Here is an 18,700-nt window from a genome sequence, read left to right as displayed (position 1 = left end):
GATGAAAAAAATCTTTACCAAACTGATCGCTGCGGCCGCTCTGTTGCTGGCCGGCCTGGCCCAGGCGCAAGGCTCTGCCACCGAGCAGTTGACCGGGCTGTTGACCGGTTACCAGACCTTCAGTGCCCGTTTCGAGCAGTTCATCATGAACAATGACGGCCGCCGCGGCCAGCAGACCCAGGGCGAGCTGTTGCTGGCCAAGCCGAACAAGTTCTACTGGCGTACCGACAAGCCGTTTCCGCAGGTGATCGTCGGCGACGGCGACTATATCTGGGTCTACGATCCGGACCTGGAACAGGTGACCCGCAAGCCGGCAGGGCAGCAGCAGGCCAGCGCACCGGCGATGCTGCTGAACGGCCAAATCGATCAGCTCAGCGAGCAGTACCGGATCGAGCAACGGGAGATGGGGCCAGGTGAACAGCTGTTCGAACTGATCCCGAAACAGGAGAACGGCAACTTCGCCCGTATCCGGCTGTTTTTCGCCAACCAGGTGCTCAGCGAACTGATGCTGGAGGATCACCTCGGCCAGCGCACCACGGTGTTGCTGCACGACCAGCAGATGAACCCCGTGCTGGCGCCGTCACGCTTCCGGTTCGAGGCACCGGAAGGCACCGATATCATTATTGACGAAACTCTCTGATGGACGATCTGTTTGCCGACCAGAGCCCGGCCTACCAGCCGCTGGCCGCCCGGATGCGGCCACGTAACCTGGACGAATACTGCGGCCAGCAGCACCTGCTGGCGCCCGGCAAGCCGCTGCGCAAGGCGCTGGAGCAGGGCACGCCCCACTCGATGATCTTCTGGGGCCCGCCCGGGGTCGGCAAGACCACCCTGGCACGGTTGATCGCCAACCAGGTCGATGCCCAGTTCCTGACCATCTCGGCGGTGCTGGCCGGGGTCAAGGATATCCGCGAGGCGGTTGCCCAGGCGCAGCAGGTCAAGGCGCAGAGCGGCCGCAAGACGATCCTGTTCGTCGACGAGGTGCACCGCTTCAACAAGGCGCAGCAGGATGCCTTCCTGCCCTACATCGAAGACGGTACGGTGCTGTTCGTCGGCGCCACCACCGAGAACCCCTCCTTTGAGCTGAATAACGCGTTGCTGTCCCGTGCCCGGGTCTACCTGCTGCGCAGCCTGCAGGAGGGCGATCTGCGCGGCCTGCTGGAGACCGCGCTGCATGACAAGGAGCGGGGGCTCGGCCAGCAACCGCTGCAGATCGCCGACGAGGCGCTGGAGCGGCTGGTGCGGGCGGCCGACGGCGATGCCCGCCAGGCGCTGAACCTGCTGGAGATCGCCGCCGACCTGGCTGACGATCACGATGGCGTCGGCCAGATCGGTGATGCGGTGTTGTCCGAAGTATTGAAGGCCGGCGGTCGCCGTTTCGACAAGCAGGGCGACCTGTTCTTCGACATGATCTCGGCGTTCCACAAGTCGGTGCGCGGTTCGTCACCGGACGGTGCGCTCTACTGGTACTGCCGGATTCTCGACGGCGGCGGCGACCCGCTCTACGTGGCGCGTCGGCTGGTGGCGATCGCCTCCGAGGATATCGGCAATGCCGACCCGCGCGCGATGCAGGTGGCGTTGTCCGCCTGGGAGGCGTTCGAGCGGGTCGGCGCCGCCGAAGGCGAGCGTGCGATCGCCCAGGCGGCGGTCTACTGTGCCTGCGCGCCGAAGAGCAACGCACTCTATCGTGCCTTCAATCAGTGCCTGGCGGATGTCAAGCAGCAGCCCACCCATCCGGTGCCGGAGCACCTGCGCAATGCACCGACCAGCCTGATGAAGGACCTGGGCTACGGCGCCGAGTACCGCTACGCCCATGATGAACCCAATGCCTACGCGGCCGGCGAGGAGTACCTGCCGGAAGTGCTGGCGGGGCAGCGTTGGTATCAGCCGGAACCGCGCGGCCTGGAGATCAAGATCGGCGAGAAACTGGATCACCTGCGTACGCAGGATGAGGTCAGCCCACGCAAGAGGTACAAGGACTGATGCACCTGATCGCCATCGCTGTCGGCGGCGCCCTGGGCGCGTTGGGGCGCTACTGGATCAGCGCGCTGCTCAACAACGCCGAGCACCGGCTGCCCTATGGTACCCTGTTCTGCAATGCGTTCGGCTCCTTCCTGATGGGGGTCTGCTTCGTACTGATTCTGGAGAAGGCGCGGCTGAATCCCGAGCTGCGGCCGCTGCTGATGGTCGGCTTCATGGGCGCCTTCACCACCTTCTCCACCTTTTCGCTGGAGACGGTGGCGATGCTGCAGGAAGGGCATGTCATGTCGGCGGCGATTTATATATCATTAAGCGTTCTATTATGTATCGCGGCGCTGTCCGCCGGTTTATGGATAACCCGCCTGTTTTAACTAAGGTTGACTGAATTCCCATGCTAGATCCGAAAATTGTTCGTGCGAACCCGGATGAGATTGCCCAGCAGTTGCAGAAAAAGGGTTTCGAATTTCCCGTAGCCCGTTTCAACGAGCTGGAAGAGCGCCGCAAGGCGGTACAGGTTGAGACCGAAACGCTGCAGAGCGAGCGTAACAGTCACTCGAAGAATATCGGTAAGGCAAAGGCGGCCGGCGAAGATATCCAGCCGCTGCTGGCGGAAGTGGCCTCACTGGGTGAGAAGCTGGACGCCGCCAAGGCGCAGCTGAACGAGATTCAGGCCGAGCTGGACGACTTGTTGGCCGGTGTGCCGAACATCCCGGATGCATCGGTGCCGGAAGGGGCCGATGAGGATGACAACGTCGAGGTCCGTCGCTGGGGCACCCCGCGCACCTTCGATTTCGAGCTGAAGGATCATATCGATCTGGGCGAGCGCGACGGTCAGCTGGATTTCGAAAACGCCGCAAAATTGACCGGTTCCCGCTTCGCGGTACTGCGCAACGGCGTCGCCCGTATGCACCGGGCGCTGATCCAGCTGATGCTGGATACCCATATCGAGGAGCACGGCTACGAAGAGATCTACGTGCCCTATATGGTCAATGCCGACTCGCTGCGCGGTACCGGCCAGCTGCCGAAGTTCGAAGAGGACCTGTTCAAGGTGCCGTTCGGCGAGCGCGACTACTACCTGATCCCGACCGCTGAAGTGCCGGTCACCAACATGGTGCGTGACGAGATCCTAGGCGCAGACCAGCTGCCGCTGAAATTCACCGCGCACACGCCGTGCTTCCGCTCCGAAGCGGGCGCATCCGGCAAGGATACCCGTGGTCTGATCCGCCAGCACCAGTTCGAGAAGGTGGAGATGGTGCAGATCGTCGAACCGGCCAAGTCCTGGGACGCACTGGAAGAGATGACCGGCCATGCCGAGAAGATCCTGCAGAAGCTGAACCTGCCGTACCGGGTGATCACCCTCTGTGGCGGCGACCTGGGCTTCAGCGCGATGAAAACCTACGACATCGAAGTCTGGGTACCGGCGCAGAACAAGTACCGCGAGATCTCCTCGGTCTCCAACATGGGTGACTTCCAGGCCCGTCGTATGCAGGCCCGCTGGCGCAACCCGGAAACCGGTAAGCCGGAACTGGCGCACACCCTGAACGGCTCCGGCCTGGCGGTGGGCCGTACGCTGCTGGCGATCATGGAAAACTACCAGACCGCAGAAGGCCGTATCCAGGTACCGGAAGCGCTGCTGCCGTACATGGGCGGCGTCACCGAAATCTGATCGCCCGCCGGCCGCGCTCGGATTGAGTGACGGCCACTCTAGCGAAATGCCAGTCAGTATCGTTACTGACTGGCATTGTCTTTTCTGGAGCCTGCTGTTGCTGCTGCACAGTTTTTAAAAGGTCGACCCGTTGACGCCACCATGGCCCCTCAAAGGCTGGTACATCGGTTCCTCAAGTATCGGTGACGAAAGGGATGCTACTTGCATGAATCTGGAATCCACTTAGAATTTTCGAAAAACTGTCAGTTACCGGTAAAGACCATGGCCAATGGCCAGCATGACCATGTAGTGACGCTTGAAGAACTATCCCATTATCTCAAACTGTCCAGATTCACCGTCTACAAGCCAGTCCAGGAAGGGGTGATTCCGGGCCAGAAGTTGGGTGGGCACTGGCTGGTGTCCTGATTGGCGGCACCGTGACCCGCAAGCGGGGCGCATGTTAACCTGCTGCGCCGCTGCTAAAGCACGCGCACGCGCAGGCGCGGGGAGGCAGGCGCTGATCGAGCGGCGCGGCGAAGGCGTGTTCCTAATCGTCAATCGTAGCCGCGAGCTGAGTGGCCGGGGCTCGGAGTACCGGCTGATCGGTGATCCTGAGCTGTTGCTGAGCATCTTTGCCGCCAGCAAGGAGACTGAAGAGTAATCACATGGATATCGCACAAAAACTGCAAAACTGCTCCCGGGCAGAGCTGGTTTCGTTGGTGAGCAGACTGCACGGCATCCACGCCGATACCGACGTGATCATCGAGGCCTGCCTGGCCTCCGCTGGCGAAGCCGGTGCCCTGAGTGACGAAGTCGACCGTATCAAACAGCACCTGGATTCGATTATCTTCGAACACGACTTTGTCGATTATCGCCATGCCGCCAGCTTTGCCCATCGCCTGGATGCCTTGCTGTGTTCGGCCTGCGACGCCCTCGGCGAGCAGGATCCAAAGGCTGCGCTGGGCCTGGTCGAATACTTTCTTTCGCTGGCGGAGCAAGTGTTCGGGGGCGCGGACGATTCCGGCGGCGATATCGGTATGCTGTTCCGGGAGGCTGTCGAACTCTGGTTGCAACTTGCCGTGGCCGTCAGAGAGCGGGAACAGGGGGAGAAAACGGACTGGGGGGCAAAGGTTGTCAGTCTCTTCAACAGTAACGAATATGGCTGTTTCGACGATCTCATCGCCCATAGCGGCGAACTGCTGACAGAACAAGAACTGACGCAATTGGCCTGGCGGTTTGAAAATGACGTCCGGGTGGCGCTCCGCGATGAGCCGGAATCCGGCGTATGTAACGAAAAGGCATTCCACGCCTGCATAGCGCTTGGCGAGGTTGCCAGGGCGCTCGGCGACATGGGGATGTATGAAAGATCGGTGCTGTTGCAGGCTCCCGAACCGAACGCCTTGCAGATGGCGGATATCGTTCTCTTCGCAATGAGCGTTGATGACTTTGAACGGGCGCGCTATTGGCTGGACCGGCCCGGCTGGCAGAATCATCGTGGTGAGCATTCCCGCTTGGTCAACCGGCTGCTCGAGCGGCAGGGCGACGTCGCGGGTCTCAAGGAAAATCTGCTACACGCCTTTTTCGAGCAGCTGGACAACTATTCGCTAGAAGCGTACTGGAAGCTGGCAGCCAGCGACGAGAAAGTGGCGCTTAAACCCCGGGTCGCGGTGCTGGCACAGCAAACGGATGAATTGTGGCAGGTTGTCGGGATGTTGCTCACGGTCGAGGACATAACCTTGGCCGCACAGCTGCTGATCGAACGCGCCGATCAGTTGAACCGGCAACACTATACCTGCCTGACGCAATGGAGCGACGCCTTCGAGGCGGCGGGGCAGCCGTTGGCGACGATCCTCTGCTACCGGGCCCTGCTGAGCGATATTCTCGATAGCGGCCGCTCCCAGGCCTATCGACACGCAGCCCGGTATTTCCACAAGTTGCTGGAACTGGACCGGCAACAGCCGGATTACCGGGCCTTCGACACGGCCCAGCAATATATCCGGCAGCTGCAGAATGCCCATTGGCGCAAGCGCTCCTTCTGGCGCGAGGCGGATTACCCGAATAAAGCGAATTAACCTGAGTCGCCCCAATCCGGCGCCCTGAGTAGACAAGATTTAAGGACACAAAATGACCGACCTGAATACGCAACTGGACGGCAACTCGCTCATGAGTGACTTTTTCGTGCCTGTAAGACGTTGTGGTGCAATTTGCCTAATACATTTCGAGATTTCGTGGGTGGAGACCTAGTCATGATTGAATATGACAAACTTCAGAAGGCACTAAAACATCTGCAAGTGCAGTTTGAAAACCACTGCACTCTGGATGAAAACATGCCGGAGCTGATTAAGGAGGCGGTAGCAGAATCGGTAATCCAGCGCTTCGAAACCTGTTGGGATTGCTTGTGGAAGGTGCTGAAACGCTATTTATCGGAAGAGATCGGCTTGCCGGAGGTGCCTAATGGCCCCAACCCGGTCTTACGTCTTGCCAATGAAAACAATCTGCTTCCGACGCCCATTGAAGCTTGGCTGAAATACGCCGGTGCGCGCGTAAGCACTTCGCATGATTACAGCGGAGAAAAAGCCAAGGAGGCCCTGGCGCTGATGAGTGACTTTATTAACGATGCGGTCGCCCTGTATCAAACCCTGAGCGGGGAGCGTTGGGCGTAATGGTTGCCAAGTCGGATGAAATAGATCTGACCCCCTCCCAGCGGAAAGAGATTCTGGACCTGCTCGGTCGCTATCTGCCGAATACCGAAGTCTGGCTGTATGGCTCGCGTGTGAAGCGGACCTCCAAGCCGCACTCCGATCTGGACATGGTGGTGTTCGCCAGCTCCGAGCAGAAGCTCCAGGTGCTCAAACTGAGGGAAGCCCTGGAGGAGAGTTACTTGCCGTTTCGGGTTGATCTGTTTATTTGGGACGAGGTGCCGGAGCAGTTCAAGAAGAATATCGAGGCGGATCGGGTGGTGTTTTTTAAGCCGGCCAATAGGCCGACTGTCGATTGATATTCGCCGCTACCCCCCCCATTGACCCTACTCAAGCGCCGCCGGTCCGCTTCCGGTATACTGGCCGCCATCTTTGAGTTAGCTGGTGTAGTCCGGATGGAAAACCGTTACGACGTTCTTATTGTGGGTGGGGGTATGGTCGGTGCGGCCGTGGCCTGTGCGTTGGGTGGCAGCGATCTGTCGATAGCGGTGCTGGAAAATCGCTTTCCGCAGCCGTTCGATGCCGAGCAGCCCCACGATCTGCGGGTGTCGGCGCTGAGCGTTGCGTCGCAGAACATCCTGGAAATGATCGGCGCCTGGCCGGGCATTGTCAGTCGTCGTAGCTGTCCCTACCAGCGGATGAAGGTCTGGGAAGCCAGTGAAAGCAAGGCTGCCACCGAATTCCGTGCCGCTGACGGTGGCCATGCGCAGCTCGGTCATATCGTCGAGAACCGGGTGGTGCAGTTGGCTCTGCTGGAGCGGCTGAAAGCCTTCGATAACGTCGATCTGATCTGCCCGGCCAGCACCGAGGCGATCGACTATGCGCCCGGCGCCAGCGTGGTTCGCTTGAGTGACGGCCGCGAGCTGATCGGTCGGTTACTGGTTGCGGCCGATGGCGGCGAGTCCCGGGTGCGCCAGGCGGCGGGTATCGGCGTCACCAAGTGGGATTATGAGCAGCATGCGCTGGTCGCCTCGGTGGTGACCGGCTATCCGCAGCAGGATATCACCTGGCAGCAGTTCACCCCGACCGGCCCGCTGGCGTTTCTGCCGCTGAACGGCCCGCATGCTTCGCTGGTCTGGTACAACACCCCGAACGAAGTGAAGCGCCTGATGGCGCAGCCGGATGATGCCTTTATGGCGGAGCTGGTGGAAACCTTCCCGGAAACGCTTGGCAGAATCGATCAGTTGTTGGAGCGCGGTTTCTTCCCGTTGCGCCGCCAGCACGCCCAGCAATATGTGCTGGAGGGTGTGGCGCTGGTTGGTGACGCGGCCCATATGATCCACCCGCTGGCTGGGCAGGGGGTCAATATCGGCCTGCTGGATGCCGCTGCACTGGCGGAAACCGTCTGGGAAGCGTGCCGTTATGGCGAAGACTTCACCTCGCTGGAGGTGCTGAAGCAGTACGAGAAGGCGCGCCGCCAGCACAACCTGCTGATGATGCAGCTGATGGACAGTTTCTATCGGGTGTTCAGCAACGACATCATACCGTTGAAGGTGCTGCGCAATATCGGCCTCGGCGTTGCCGAGCGGGTCGGACCGGCCAAGAACAAGGTGATGGCGTTCGCCATGGGGTTGGAGGGGCCGTTGCCGGCACTGGCCCGGCTGCAGCCGATCCAGCACTGATTTTTTGGATATCCTCCGCGATCACCCGGCTGACCTTTCCTTGCAGGTGGGTCTCCGGCCGGGCTGCCCATAATATCGTGGATCGGCAGCCTGTCGCTCGTGGAGCGAGCTGCTACGGGATCTCTGTTGACTCAGGACTAACAACAAAAAAGGGACCCCGCAGGGTCCCTAAGAGCGCATAACAAAAATTGAATCAGGATGCGGCAGCAGTGCTGGTGGCCGCACTGACGCTGGAAGTTACAGCGGTCTTGCGCTTAGCCGGTGCTTTCTTGACTTCCTTCTCCTCAGCGGCGTTGCTGTTCTGCGGCTGCATCATGTCAGCGAACTGCTTGAAGTAGGGCATTTCACCCATCTCTGAGAACTGCTTGAAATACGGCATTTCACCCATGTCGGCGAACTGCTTGAAATACGGCATTTCGCCCATGTCGGCAAAGCTGCTTTCGAAGATATTGGTGAACTGATCCTTGGCTTCCGTCATGGCTGCCAGCTCTTTCTCGGCAACCTCGGTCATTTTGGATTCCAGCTGCTTGAAGTAGTTGACCTGCAGTTCCACCACCTGCTTCGGATCGCGGGCTTCGGTCAGCGCGCGTACCTGTTCCAGGCTGGAGTTGACGAAATCGGAGACATACTCAGACTGCAGCGCGAACAGCTTTTCAGCTGTCTTCTTATTGATATCTGCCATATCTACAACCGGCTTCATCTGGTCCTTCATATCTTTCATCATGTCTTGGTACATATCGGTCATCCTCGGTAGCAGCAATAGGGGGTAATTGTGCGTTGCAGCAATTTGGTCTTAATATAGTGGCTAAAAAATAACCTGTCAACAGCTGTATTGTGCGTCGCACAATGCGATGCACCTGTTGGCTTTCATAGAAAAAATGACATAATATCAATATGTTATTGTGTTTTATCTGGTTGAGTTGGTTTGTTTTTTAGCGGCTATATCTAGCCTTTTTGGCGGTGCACTTGTTGTTTTTTCAATCGGGTCTGCTCAACCCGGACTTAGAGTGTAGCCCGGCAATGCAACAGTTTTTTGAAAGGCGCTGCCAAGCCGATACAATGCCAGTAGCTATATTTTGAAAGATCAGGGCGACAAGGGCTGTCGCCAAGCATTCTCTCGGGATGCTGAGGGGCGCCTTGACCGGCGATCGCTCCGCCTCCCGGATACAATGAGGTTATACGGTTTATGGATTCCACCCAGCATCACGACAGCTTCCGGTTCATCCGCACCCAGCGCATTGATTCTCTCGGCCTGGATGTCGCTGAGTACCAGCACATCAAAACCGGTGCCATGCACTATCATCTGGCCGCCGAACATCAGGAAAATGTGTTTCTGGTTGCCTTTCGGACGGTGCCGATGGACTCGACCGGGGTGGCCCATATCCTGGAGCACACGGCGCTGTGCGGCAGCGAAAAATACCCGGTACGTGATCCGTTCTTTATGATGACCCGGCGTTCACTGAACACCTTCATGAACGCTTTCACCAGCAGCGACTGGACCGCCTATCCGTTTGCCAGTCAGAATCCGAAGGATTTCTACAACCTGCTGGATGTCTACCTGGACGCGGTATTCTTCTCCCGCCTGGACCCGCTGGACTTCGCCCAGGAGGGGCACCGTGTTGAATTTTCCGAGCCCGACAATCCGAACTCGCCGCTCACCTATAAAGGGGTGGTGCTGAACGAGATGAAGGGCGCGATGAGCTCTCCGGTGTCGACCCTATGGCAGACGGTCAGTAAGTACCTGTTCCCGACCACTACCTACCATTTCAACAGCGGTGGCGAACCGGACTGTATTACCGATCTGAGCTATGACGAACTGATCGAGTTCTACAAATCCCACTACCATCCGTCCAATGCGGTCTTCATGACCTTCGGCGACCTGCCGGTCAGCGACCTGCAGCAGCGCATCGACAGCCAGGCGCTGGCCCGTTTCGACAAGCTGGACAGCCAGATCGTTGTCGAGGATGAGAAGCGCTACCACGCGCCGGTGCGGGTGGAAGAAGCTTACGCGCTGGACCAGGACGATACCGCCGCCAAGACCCACCACGTAATGGGCTGGCTGCTGGGGCATTCGATCGATCTTGAGGAGCAGCTCAAGGCGCACCTGCTGACGCGGGTGTTGCTGGACAACAGCGCCTCGCCGTTGCGCCATGCGCTGGAATCCACCGATCTGGGCAGCGCGCCATCGCCGTTGTGCGGGTTGGAAGACTCCAACCGTGAGATGAGCTTCATGTGTGGCCTGGAGGGCAGTGAGCCCGAGTCCGCTGCCGGTTTCGAACAGCTGGTGCTCGATACTCTGCAACAGGTTGCCGAGCAGGGGGTGCCCCAGGAGATGCTGGAGGCCCAGCTGCATCAGTTGGAACTGGCGCAGCGCGAGATCAGCGGCGACGGTTATCCCTATGGCATGAACCTGATCCTGTCGTCGCTGTCGTCGGCGATCCACCGTGGCGACCCGATTGCACTGCTGAATCTGGATCCAGTACTGGAAAAGCTGCGCGAACAGATCAAGCAGCCGGATTTCATCCAGTCGCTGGTGAAACAGTGGCTGCTGGATAATCCGCATCGGATCCGGGTCACCCTGCGCCCCGACCGGGAGCTGGCCCAGCGTCGGGACGCCGCGGAACAAGCCCTGTTGGCCGCCATGGCCGCGCAGATGGACGAGGCGGAGAAACAGGCGGTGATCGAGCGCACCGAGGCGTTGAATAATCGCCAGATACAGGTCGACGACGAAAGCCTGCTGCCGAAGGTCACCATCAGCGATGTGCCGGCGGAGATGCGAATCCCGCATGGTGATGACGACGTGCTGCCCGGGCTGCAGACCTGCTGGTACAGCCAGGGCACCAATGGCCTGGTCTACCAACAGGTGATCTTTGACCTGCCGGCGCTGAGCGATGATGAGCTGCAGCTGCTGCCGCTGTTCAGTTACTGCCTGACCGAGTTGGGCTGCGGTGACCGCGACTACCAGCAGAACCAGCAGTACCAGGCCCAGGTGACCGGCGGTCTGCATGCGTTTGCGTCGATGCGCGGCGCGGTGGATGACGAACAGCGGGTCGCCAGTTTCTTTACCCTGTCCGGTAAGGCGTTGACCGCCAAGCAGGCCGAGTTGACCGAGCTGATGAACGAAACCCTGTTCAAGGCCCGCTTTGACGAGCTGAAGCGGCTGCGCGAGATCGTTGCCCAGCAGCGTACCCGCAAGGAGCAGAGTATCACCGGCCACGGTCATTCGCTGGCGATGATGGCGGCGTCGGCGATGATGAGCCCGGCGGCGCTGCAGAGCCACCAGAGCAAGGGGCTGGCCAGCATTCACTTTATCAAGCAGTTGGACGAGTCCTTGGCCGATGAAGCCGCGCTGCAGCAGTTGGCCGATCGGATGAAGGCGATCCACCGGAAGCTGATCGCTGCGCCGCGCCGCTTCCTGCTGGTGGCCGAAGAGGAGCACCGCCAGGCGCTGCTCGACAGCCTGGCGCACAGTTGGCAGCCGCAGAAGGCGGCGGCGGAGCTGCTGGAGCTGCCGCCGGTGCGTGACTCTGTGAAGCAGTTGTGGACCACCAGCACCCAGGTCAACTTCTGCGCCAAGGCGTACCCGACCGTGCCGGTCGACCATCCGGACTCCGCCGCACTGACGGTACTGGGTGACTTCCTGCGTAACGGCTACCTGCACCGTGCCATCCGCGAGCAGGGCGGTGCCTATGGCTCCGGCGCCGGGCAGGATTCCGGCGATGCCGCGTTCCGCTTCTTCTCCTATCGCGATCCGCGTCTGGAGGAGACCCTGGCCGATTTCGACCAGTCGCTGGAATGGTTGCAGCAGACCGAACACGACCCGCAAAAGCTGGAGGAGGCGATTCTCGGCGTGGTCAGCTCGATCGATAAGCCGGGTTCGCCGGCCGGTGAAGCCAAGCAGGCCTATCATAGCGCGCTGTTCGGCCGTACCCCGGAACAACGCAAGGCCTTCCGCCAGCGTATTCTGCAGGTGACACTTGATGACCTGAAACGGGTTGCCGCAACTTACCTGAAACCGGAGCACGCCAGCATCGCGGTGGTCACCAGCCCGGCCGCGGCGGAAAAACTGGCCGGCAGCTACCAAGTCATTGCGATCTGATCAGCGGATTCGCAACCTCAGCCACTGACAGAGGGGGCGCCCGTCGGGCGCTCCCGGAATCCCTGCATGCACAGTCATAACCTGTCGCGCGGCGCCCTGCTGATCCTGGTGTCGGAGCTCTTGCTGGTCGCCTCCGGGATGGTGGTCAAGCAGCTCGGCGGCGAGCTGCCAACCGAGCAGGTGGTCTTTGTGCGTAACCTGTTCGGCCTGCTGCTGTTACTGCCCTGGCTGATGCGCAACGGGTTGTCGGCGGTGAAGACCGATCAGCTGCGTTTCCACCTGATGCGGGCCGCGATCGGCGTGGCGGCGATGAGCTGCCTCTATTACTCCTGGGCTCAGCTGCCGCTGGCCCAGGCGGCGCTGATGAAGCAGACCGCACCGTTCTTCATGCCGCTGTTCGCGTTCTGGTGGCTGGGCGAGCGGATTCCCTCTATGGCGAAACTGGCCATCGCGGTGGGGTTCGGCGGGGTGTTCCTAATCCTCAATCCGACCGCCGGTGCGCTCGATTTGGCGCTGCTGGTGGCACTCTGCGGGGCAATGCTCGGCGCGCTGGCCAAGGTGGTGATCCGGCGGATGAGCGGCAGTGAGCCGGCCCGGCGGATCGTGTTCTATTTTGCCCTGTTCAGTACCCTGATCTCGCTGCTGCCGGCGCTCTGGAGCTGGGTGAATCCGACTCTGTCGCAATGGCTCTGGTTGGCGCTGATGGCGAGTACCTCGACGCTGGCTCAGCTATTGCTGAGCCGCGCCTACGGATTGGCACCGGCCGGTCAGTTGGGGCCGTTCACCTACGCTTCGGTAGCCTTTGCCGCTCTGTTCGGCTGGTTGCTGTGGCACGAACTGTTGGCGTTGCATAGTTGGTTGGGAATGCTGGTAGTGGTCGCGGCCGGCTTGCTGGCGATGCAAGGGCGGCGTGTTCCGGGCAGCGCCACGGCGTGAAGATCGTGCTGAGTACGGCGGATCTGGCACCACTATTGAATTTGCTAATGGCGTTCTGCCTGCGGAATTGATGGGTTTTTGCCGGGCTCCGTCGTTTCGCTGATACTGACCGCACACTCTGTTCATGCGTGATCACTAGCTAATCCCCTGACAGTGCTGATTCTGTCCCGGCCCAACCGTTTGCCACTGCTCGATAGTGCGCCATTGCTCTCCAAATAGTACAGGTCCTTGTGGTTGGGCCGCTTTTTGGATATTACTATCGGAAAACTTAATACCTGATGGGCACCATCGGGTAATTGTTGTTGCTGCCGGTCAGCTGTACTGTCTTCAATATCCGGTGGTGTGGCGAAATGCTGCCGTCGATAACAAAAACAATACAAACCAATCAGTACCGATGGGCCGGTCATCGGAGGGAACTATGGCATCGTCATTCGGATTTGATCTGAAATCACTGGAAGTATTCGTACAGGTGGTCGAAACCGGCAATATGACCCTGGCCGGTCAGCGGCTGGGTATGAGTCAGTCGTCGATCTCGCAGATCCTGGCCAATCTTGAGGAATCGCTCAGGGTCGAGCTGATGGATCGAAGCATCCGGCCAATGGAGGTGACCACTGCCGGTCGCTACTTCTACGACCGGGCTACCAATCTGCTGCGCGATGCCCGGCTGACCAGCCAGGAGATGCGTAAGGCGGACTACAAGTTGCTGCGTCATGTGAAGGTGGCGCTGGTGGATTCGATCGTCACCGCGGTCGGTAAACCGCTGATCGACGTGGTGCGAAAACGGACCCAGAACTGGACCGTGGTGACCGGTCAGTCCCACCTGCACGCCCATATGTTGAACTCGCGCCAGGCGGACCTGATCATCTCCGACGATCCGCTGGACAACTATTCCGATCTGCTGCGCTATCGCATCCTGCGCGAACCCTTTGTGCTGGCGGTGCCGAACGATTACCAGGGCGATGGGGATATCCATGCGGTAATGGCCAGTTACGATTTCATCCGCTACAGCGCCAGCTCGTTGATCGGTCAGGATGTCGAACGTTACCTGCGACGCATACAGTGCGAATCCGCTCAACGGCTGCAGCTGGATAACTCCTTCGCGGTGGTTTCGGCGGTGGCGTCGGGCATCGGCTGTACCATCACCTCGCCGCTGTGCCTGTTCCAGAGCGGTATTCGCCAGCACCAGGTCAAGCTGCTGCCGCTGGACGAGTCCTTCTACCGCAATATCACCCTGGTGACCCGTCAGCATGAGTTGGGCGACCTGCCGGGGATGATCGCCCGTGACTGCCGTGCCATCCTGCACGACAGCTTCCTGTCGGAGATTACCGACGAATACGAGTGGCTGCTCTCGGAGATCGAGATCGGCCAGGAATAACGGATTCGCTAACCGGCCCGCGAAGCGGTTTACTGCACACACTGAAGCCCTGTCGTAAGAGGTAATACGGGTTACTTCAGTAACTACGATGTAACCGCCTGCGGCGGTGGCGCACTGAAGTCCGCCCTGCAAGGCTATGCCACTCCCGATAGGGGCTTTGCTCAAATCGCAAAGGCACATTGCCTTAAGTCACGGACTTTCGGCGACGGGCATGCTGCCGGCTGATCAGCCGGCCGCCGTCGCCACCCCCTGCTTGCCGGCTGACGATAGCAGGATGAACAGCACCAGGACCACCAGCAAAAGAGCGTCGCCGGTCAGGATATAGAACACCTGTTGTAGCGAGCCGCTGCTCTGGTGAATGATCCCCGCCAGCACATTGCCCAGCGTACCGCCGAGGCCAAAGGTGACCATGCCGATACCGCTGATCTGCATGGTGGCGGTGGAGGAGTACTGTTGCTTCAGCCAACCCGCAATGATGCCCCACATCGGGAAATACATCAGGCCATAGCCAAACCCCGCGAGCAGCGCGAATCGTGCCGGATCCAGGGTGAATGCCAGCAATCCCAGCGCAAATCCCACCGCGACCAGCAACAGTGCCCGGCCTGGTCCCTGATGGTCGGCCAGCTTGCCGGCGACGAAGCCTGCCACCATGCCGGTGGCGCCTACTGTGGTCCAGCTGTAGCCGGCCAGTGCCGTGGGCAGCTGCAGTTCATCGAGGTAACTGTTGAGCCAGGTGGCGAACGGCATTGTCGCAAAGCCGACCACGAAGCAGATCAGGCAGCAAAACAGAGCGGTACGCTCGGTGGCGATGGTGATCAGTAATCGGCCGACCGGCAGAGCGCTGCCGGCAGACGTGGTAACCGGGGCGCCCGTTGTCCCGATCCGTCGCAGCAGTCGCCAGGTGAAGCAGAGCGCGCAAAGACCGAGCAGTCCGGCCATCAACCAGCCGCTTTGCCAGCCCATGGCAGGTACCAGCCACAAAATGATCAGTCCGTTGAGGCCGTAGCCCCAGGCGGTGCCGCTGGCAGCACTGGACAGGTAGGTCGAGCAACGGCTCGGGTCGGCATGGCGGCTGATAATCTCGACAATTGCGCCCCAGCTGATTGCGGCGCAGGCGGCCATGCAGATTAATACGGCACCGATGACAACCGGGTCCGACAGCCGGGCCATCGTGAACAGCAGGGTGGTGGTGATGGCGCCGGTCACCAGTGCCAGTCGGCCGGAGTCGATGCGGTGGCCGATCACGCCGAGCAGCAATGCGCCGGCCAGATAGGACAGCTGTGTTAACGCACCGATAGTGGCGAGATGCCAGTGACTGATGGCGATGGTTTCCCGCATCATCGGTACCAGCGCCGCAAAGAGGAACACGCCAAATCCGTGGCTGATAATTTGATTTAAACCAAAAACGGCTGCCATGTGCATCGGTCTTCCTCCGGCTGAATGCGTGGGCAATCTCGCAACTGAGGCTATCTTATGGGCTTGCATGTATTCATCAAAACGATAAATATTGATTGTTACCTTCAATCATATTGAAAACTGGATATGCGCGACCTACCGATCCCACTTTTACGCACCTTTGTGCTTGTCGCCGATACCTTGAACCTGTCAGCCGCCGCTGCGCGTTTGCATCGGGCCCCCTCGACCGTCAGCATGCAGCTGAACCGGCTGGAAGCGCTGATCGGTAGCCCGCTGCTGGAGCGTGGGCAGTACGGGGTCCGGCTGACCCCGACCGGTGAGGCGTTGAAAACCAGTGCCCATCAGCTGCTTAACTTGCATGACCGGATTCTGGGGGCCTTTCAGAATGGCGATATAGGCGGCCAGGTTCGTTTCGGCACCCATGATCAATACGCGACGCGCACGTTGGTGCCATTGCTGGAAGCCTTTGTACTGTCGTACCCCGAAGCCTGTCTCGAGGTGGTTTCGGATCATCGTCCGCAACACCTGATACAACAACTGGAAGACGGAAAACTGGACCTTGCACTGGTGGAGTTGCCGCTGAATGCCGAGGGCGGCGTGCACCTGTTCGGCGACGAGCTGGTCTGGGTGCGTGCCGAAGCGCACTCGGTCATTCAGCGGGATCCACTGCCGCTGGCGATGTTTGCCGACGGTTGTGTGCACCGCGCTGCGGCGATCGGTGCACTGAACAAAATCAATCGTGGCTATCGCATCGCGTTTACCAGCCAGAGCCGGGCGGGGGTTCTGGCGGCGGTCAAGGCCGGGATCGGTGTCGGCGTGATTCCAAGGTCCACCCTCGAACCCGGTCTGGTAATTGAAAACCAGCTTCCCCGGCTACCGAAAACCCATACCACCCTGTTTGTGGCTGAAGAGGTCAACGAAGCGTCAGCGCGACTGGCCCAGACCATTCAGGCCAGTTCTCAGTTGAAAGCCGGCAGCGATGAAGCGCCCATGGACGTCGGCTTTACACCGGGCCGCTAGTGCTTTGCACGAAATATGTCCGGGGTTTCTTCCCGGCGTCCGCTGCAAACAGGCGCCGCGGGCATCGCTGCGGTATCTGACTGGCTGGTGATCTGCCTTCACTGAATCGAACACGTCGGGTGAGCGGATTCTCAGTGGTGGTGAGGTGGTTGTTGTCAAGTCCTCGTGGCCGGTAAATCGGCTGGAATCCCCAGTTTTTGAATAAACCTTAACGCAGGTCATTCTCAGCGTGTAAATGGGAATGTATATCATTGGAATTCGCACTTCTGCTGTGTTAGCTTAAGCGCAGTTTTCGGTTTGGGTCTGCCCGCAACCATCCGGCAGGCCAGGTTTATAAGCTCACTTTCAGAAGGTTGTATCTCGTGAAACTGAAGAAAATTGTTACCGCATTGGCGGTTGCTTCGCTGAGTTCTTTCGGCGCTATGGCTCAGGCAGATCAGAACGCTTACGCTGATTTTCCGGTAACCGTTAAGGACTACCAGGGCGATGCCAAGCACTCCGTTTCCTACGGCGGCCAGATGGCGCGTCACGTGCTGCACACCTCTTTGAAGAAGTTGGCGGCACAGGGTAACGGCCAGCCGAACGCAGAACTGAAAGCCAAGATGATGGCGTACTTCGAAGGTACGGATGCCGGCCGTGAGATCCTGTCGCCGACCAGCAAGGGCGGCTTCGTGATCGCGCAGAGCCAGGTGGACGAGCTGTCCGGCAAGAAGAACCTGGCGGGTAAGGCATACAAAGGCGCTGTGACCAGCTGGCCGGGCAACATGACCGGCGCCGAAGTGCTGGCGTTCATGATCGACAAGGCATCCGCAGCGGACAAGGGCTACGACTCGGTCAACGGTTACGACTACGCGCAGCTGATCTCCAAATTCACCATGGGCGCGGTGTTCTACAACCAGGCGGTGGACAACTACCTGGATGAGAAGCTGGAAGCCGACACCAAGCCGAACAACAAGGCGTACAAGGATGGCAAGCCGTACACCGGCAAAGAGCACGTCTGGGATGAGGCGTTCGGTTACTTCGGTGTACCGGCCCACACGCTGGAGCTGACCGCCGAACAGGTTTACAACATCGCCAAGGGCAAGGAAGACGCACTGTCCGTTGCCGACCACAATGGCGACGGCAAGGTCAGCCTGTATGACGAGATGGCGTACGCCCACGGCTACTATGCGGCGGCGACCGACAAGAGCGGCAAGACCGATTACCTGCACACCATCACCAAGGCGTTCGTCGATGGCCGTCAGCTGATCAGCGATGCCAACGGTGAAGCCCTGACCGACGCACAGCGCGCTGAGCTGAAAGGCCACGCCAAAGTGATCGCCGAGAACTGGGAAAAGGTGATCGCCGAGAACGTCTTCAAGTATGCCGGTTCCACCTACAAGGACCTGCAGAAGATCACCAGCATCCTGGAAGCCGGCGGCAGCGTGGGTGACGACTACCGCAACTACATCAAGCACTGGGGCGAGCTGAAAGGCTTCGCAATGGCGCTGCAGGTGAGCGGTAAGGATCTGGGCGAAACCGGCGTGCAGCTGAACCGCCTGATCGGTTTCGGTCCGGTGCTGCTGGGCAACACCCAGGTGACCGGTATCGACGCCAAGGGCAACTACCTGCAGGATTCCACCGTCACCATGGATGAGTACATGCTGCAGATGCTGAAAGTTCAGCAGCTGATGGTCGACGAGTTCGGCGTCAAGGCACGCAGCAAGGATGTACTGGCCGGTATGGAAAAGCTGGTCGAGAAGCTGGGCGCCAAGGCGGCTTCCGCCGAGAACGACTGATCCCGTCTGTGTGCGGATAGTCGGCTGCTCGTTGTCAGCAGCCGACAATCAGAAAGGAAACCAGCCACAGACCCTGTGGCTGGTTTTTTTTTATAGCTGGTGTCTTGCTGCGGTAAAGTGGCTGCAAGAC

General features: G+C 59.7%; 17 protein-coding genes. 15 read left to right on the top strand and 2 right to left on the bottom strand.

What is annotated here, in order from left to right; all coding sequences use genetic code 11:
* Position 1 precedes the first annotated feature (1 nt).
* From lolA to K6T12_RS14665, 10 genes are all read left to right on the top strand, one after another.
* A complete protein-coding gene (lolA, locus tag K6T12_RS14710; protein WP_222223633.1) occupies positions 2 to 640 on the top strand; it encodes an outer membrane lipoprotein chaperone LolA in 639 nt (212 codons plus the stop codon).
* Positions 640 to 1,983 (top strand): replication-associated recombination protein A, encoded by a 1,344-nt coding sequence (locus K6T12_RS14705; protein WP_222223632.1) that lies wholly within the window; start codon positions 640 to 642, stop codon positions 1,981 to 1,983. The genes lolA and K6T12_RS14705 overlap by 1 nt, the downstream gene beginning before the upstream one ends.
* Positions 1,980 to 2,351, top strand: a complete 372-nt coding sequence (gene crcB / locus K6T12_RS14700; protein WP_222223652.1) for a fluoride efflux transporter CrcB — start codon at positions 1,980 to 1,982, stop codon at positions 2,349 to 2,351. The genes K6T12_RS14705 and crcB overlap by 4 nt, the downstream gene beginning before the upstream one ends.
* Positions 2,352 to 2,371: 20 nt before the next feature.
* Positions 2,372 to 3,646 carry a serine--tRNA ligase gene (serS, locus tag K6T12_RS14695; RefSeq protein WP_222223631.1) on the top strand — a complete coding sequence of 425 codons (1,275 nt, stop codon included), beginning with the start codon at positions 2,372 to 2,374 and terminating at the stop codon, positions 3,644 to 3,646.
* Positions 3,647 to 3,907: 261 nt separating this feature from the next.
* Positions 3,908 to 4,051 carry a helix-turn-helix domain-containing protein gene (locus tag K6T12_RS21860; protein WP_222223630.1) on the top strand — a complete coding sequence of 48 codons (144 nt, stop codon included), beginning with the start codon at positions 3,908 to 3,910 and terminating at the stop codon, positions 4,049 to 4,051.
* Positions 4,052 to 4,082: 31 nt separating this feature from the next.
* Entirely contained in the window at positions 4,083 to 4,286 is a 204-nt protein-coding gene (locus K6T12_RS14685; RefSeq protein ID WP_222223629.1) for a hypothetical protein, read from the top strand.
* A gap of 4 nt (positions 4,287 to 4,290) precedes the next feature.
* A complete protein-coding gene (locus K6T12_RS14680; protein ID WP_222223628.1) occupies positions 4,291 to 5,697 on the top strand; it encodes a DUF6880 family protein in 1,407 nt (468 codons plus the stop codon).
* 174 nt (positions 5,698 to 5,871) lie between these two features.
* Complete coding sequence (locus K6T12_RS14675; RefSeq protein WP_222223627.1) at positions 5,872 to 6,288, top strand: nucleotidyltransferase substrate binding protein; 417 nt, start codon at positions 5,872 to 5,874, stop codon at positions 6,286 to 6,288.
* A complete protein-coding gene (locus K6T12_RS14670) occupies positions 6,288 to 6,623 on the top strand; it encodes a nucleotidyltransferase family protein (protein ID WP_222223626.1) in 336 nt (111 codons plus the stop codon). The genes K6T12_RS14675 and K6T12_RS14670 overlap by 1 nt, the downstream gene beginning before the upstream one ends.
* 96 nt (positions 6,624 to 6,719) lie before the next feature.
* Positions 6,720 to 7,946: a UbiH/UbiF/VisC/COQ6 family ubiquinone biosynthesis hydroxylase gene (locus K6T12_RS14665; RefSeq protein ID WP_222223625.1), complete on the top strand. Its 1,227-nt coding sequence runs from the start codon at positions 6,720 to 6,722 to the stop codon at positions 7,944 to 7,946.
* Between the two features lie 193 nt (positions 7,947 to 8,139).
* Here K6T12_RS14665 and K6T12_RS14660 read toward each other — a convergent pair whose 3' ends face one another.
* Entirely contained in the window at positions 8,140 to 8,682 is a 543-nt protein-coding gene (locus tag K6T12_RS14660) for a phasin family protein (protein ID WP_222223624.1), read from the bottom strand.
* Between the two features lie 450 nt (positions 8,683 to 9,132).
* Here K6T12_RS14660 and K6T12_RS14655 point away from each other — a divergent pair, with 450 nt between their 5' ends.
* From K6T12_RS14655 to K6T12_RS14645, 3 genes are all read left to right on the top strand, one after another.
* Complete coding sequence (locus K6T12_RS14655) at positions 9,133 to 12,045, top strand: insulinase family protein (RefSeq protein ID WP_222223623.1); 2,913 nt, start codon at positions 9,133 to 9,135, stop codon at positions 12,043 to 12,045.
* Between the two features lie 66 nt (positions 12,046 to 12,111).
* Entirely contained in the window at positions 12,112 to 12,981 is an 870-nt protein-coding gene (locus K6T12_RS14650) for a DMT family transporter (protein WP_222223622.1), read from the top strand.
* A 418-nt stretch (positions 12,982 to 13,399) separates the two neighbouring features.
* Positions 13,400 to 14,356 (top strand): LysR family transcriptional regulator, encoded by a 957-nt coding sequence (locus K6T12_RS14645; protein WP_222223621.1) that lies wholly within the window; start codon positions 13,400 to 13,402, stop codon positions 14,354 to 14,356.
* 225 nt (positions 14,357 to 14,581) lie between these two features.
* On the opposite strand, the gene K6T12_RS14640 is transcribed toward K6T12_RS14645, so the two are convergent.
* Positions 14,582 to 15,772 carry an MFS transporter gene (locus K6T12_RS14640; RefSeq protein WP_255611761.1) on the bottom strand — a complete coding sequence of 397 codons (1,191 nt, stop codon included), beginning with the start codon at positions 15,770 to 15,772 and terminating at the stop codon, positions 14,582 to 14,584.
* Positions 15,773 to 15,898: 126 nt separating this feature from the next.
* Here K6T12_RS14640 and K6T12_RS14635 point away from each other — a divergent pair, with 126 nt between their 5' ends.
* Positions 15,899 to 16,792, top strand: a complete 894-nt coding sequence (locus tag K6T12_RS14635; RefSeq protein ID WP_222223619.1) for a LysR family transcriptional regulator — start codon at positions 15,899 to 15,901, stop codon at positions 16,790 to 16,792.
* Positions 16,793 to 17,154: 362 nt separating this feature from the next.
* Complete coding sequence (locus K6T12_RS14630; RefSeq protein ID WP_222223618.1) at positions 17,155 to 18,570, top strand: DUF4856 domain-containing protein; 1,416 nt, start codon at positions 17,155 to 17,157, stop codon at positions 18,568 to 18,570.
* Positions 18,571 to 18,700 lie beyond the last annotated feature (130 nt).

This window comes from Marinobacterium arenosum (assembly GCF_019795155.1).
Taxonomy (GTDB): Bacteria; Pseudomonadota; Gammaproteobacteria; order Pseudomonadales; family Balneatricaceae; genus Marinobacterium_C; species Marinobacterium_C arenosum.
The sequence above is the reverse complement of the archived record's forward strand: the minus strand, read 5'-3'. Positions and strand labels throughout refer to the sequence as shown.

Bases quoted from the DNA above. Each gene is read 5' to 3' on its own strand.
- lolA (WP_222223633.1), top strand. From the start codon at position 2: ATGAAAAAAATCTTTACCAAACTGATCGCTGCGGCCGCTCTGTTGCTG.
- K6T12_RS14705 (WP_222223632.1), top strand. From the start codon at position 640: ATGGACGATCTGTTTGCCGACCAGAGCCCGGCCTACCAGCCGCTGGCC.
- serS (WP_222223631.1), top strand. From the start codon at position 2,372: ATGCTAGATCCGAAAATTGTTCGTGCGAACCCGGATGAGATTGCCCAG.
- K6T12_RS21860 (WP_222223630.1), top strand. From the start codon at position 3,908: ATGGCCAATGGCCAGCATGACCATGTAGTGACGCTTGAAGAACTATCC.
- K6T12_RS14685 (WP_222223629.1), top strand. From the start codon at position 4,083: ATGTTAACCTGCTGCGCCGCTGCTAAAGCACGCGCACGCGCAGGCGCG.
- K6T12_RS14680 (WP_222223628.1), top strand. From the start codon at position 4,291: ATGGATATCGCACAAAAACTGCAAAACTGCTCCCGGGCAGAGCTGGTT.
- K6T12_RS14675 (WP_222223627.1), top strand. From the start codon at position 5,872: ATGATTGAATATGACAAACTTCAGAAGGCACTAAAACATCTGCAAGTG.
- K6T12_RS14670 (WP_222223626.1), top strand. From the start codon at position 6,288: ATGGTTGCCAAGTCGGATGAAATAGATCTGACCCCCTCCCAGCGGAAA.
- K6T12_RS14665 (WP_222223625.1), top strand. From the start codon at position 6,720: ATGGAAAACCGTTACGACGTTCTTATTGTGGGTGGGGGTATGGTCGGT.
- K6T12_RS14660 (WP_222223624.1), bottom strand. From the start codon at position 8,682: ATGTACCAAGACATGATGAAAGATATGAAGGACCAGATGAAGCCGGTT.
- K6T12_RS14655 (WP_222223623.1), top strand. From the start codon at position 9,133: ATGGATTCCACCCAGCATCACGACAGCTTCCGGTTCATCCGCACCCAG.
- K6T12_RS14650 (WP_222223622.1), top strand. From the start codon at position 12,112: ATGCACAGTCATAACCTGTCGCGCGGCGCCCTGCTGATCCTGGTGTCG.
- K6T12_RS14645 (WP_222223621.1), top strand. From the start codon at position 13,400: ATGGCATCGTCATTCGGATTTGATCTGAAATCACTGGAAGTATTCGTA.
- K6T12_RS14640 (WP_255611761.1), bottom strand. From the start codon at position 15,772: ATGGCAGCCGTTTTTGGTTTAAATCAAATTATCAGCCACGGATTTGGC.
- K6T12_RS14635 (WP_222223619.1), top strand. From the start codon at position 15,899: ATGCGCGACCTACCGATCCCACTTTTACGCACCTTTGTGCTTGTCGCC.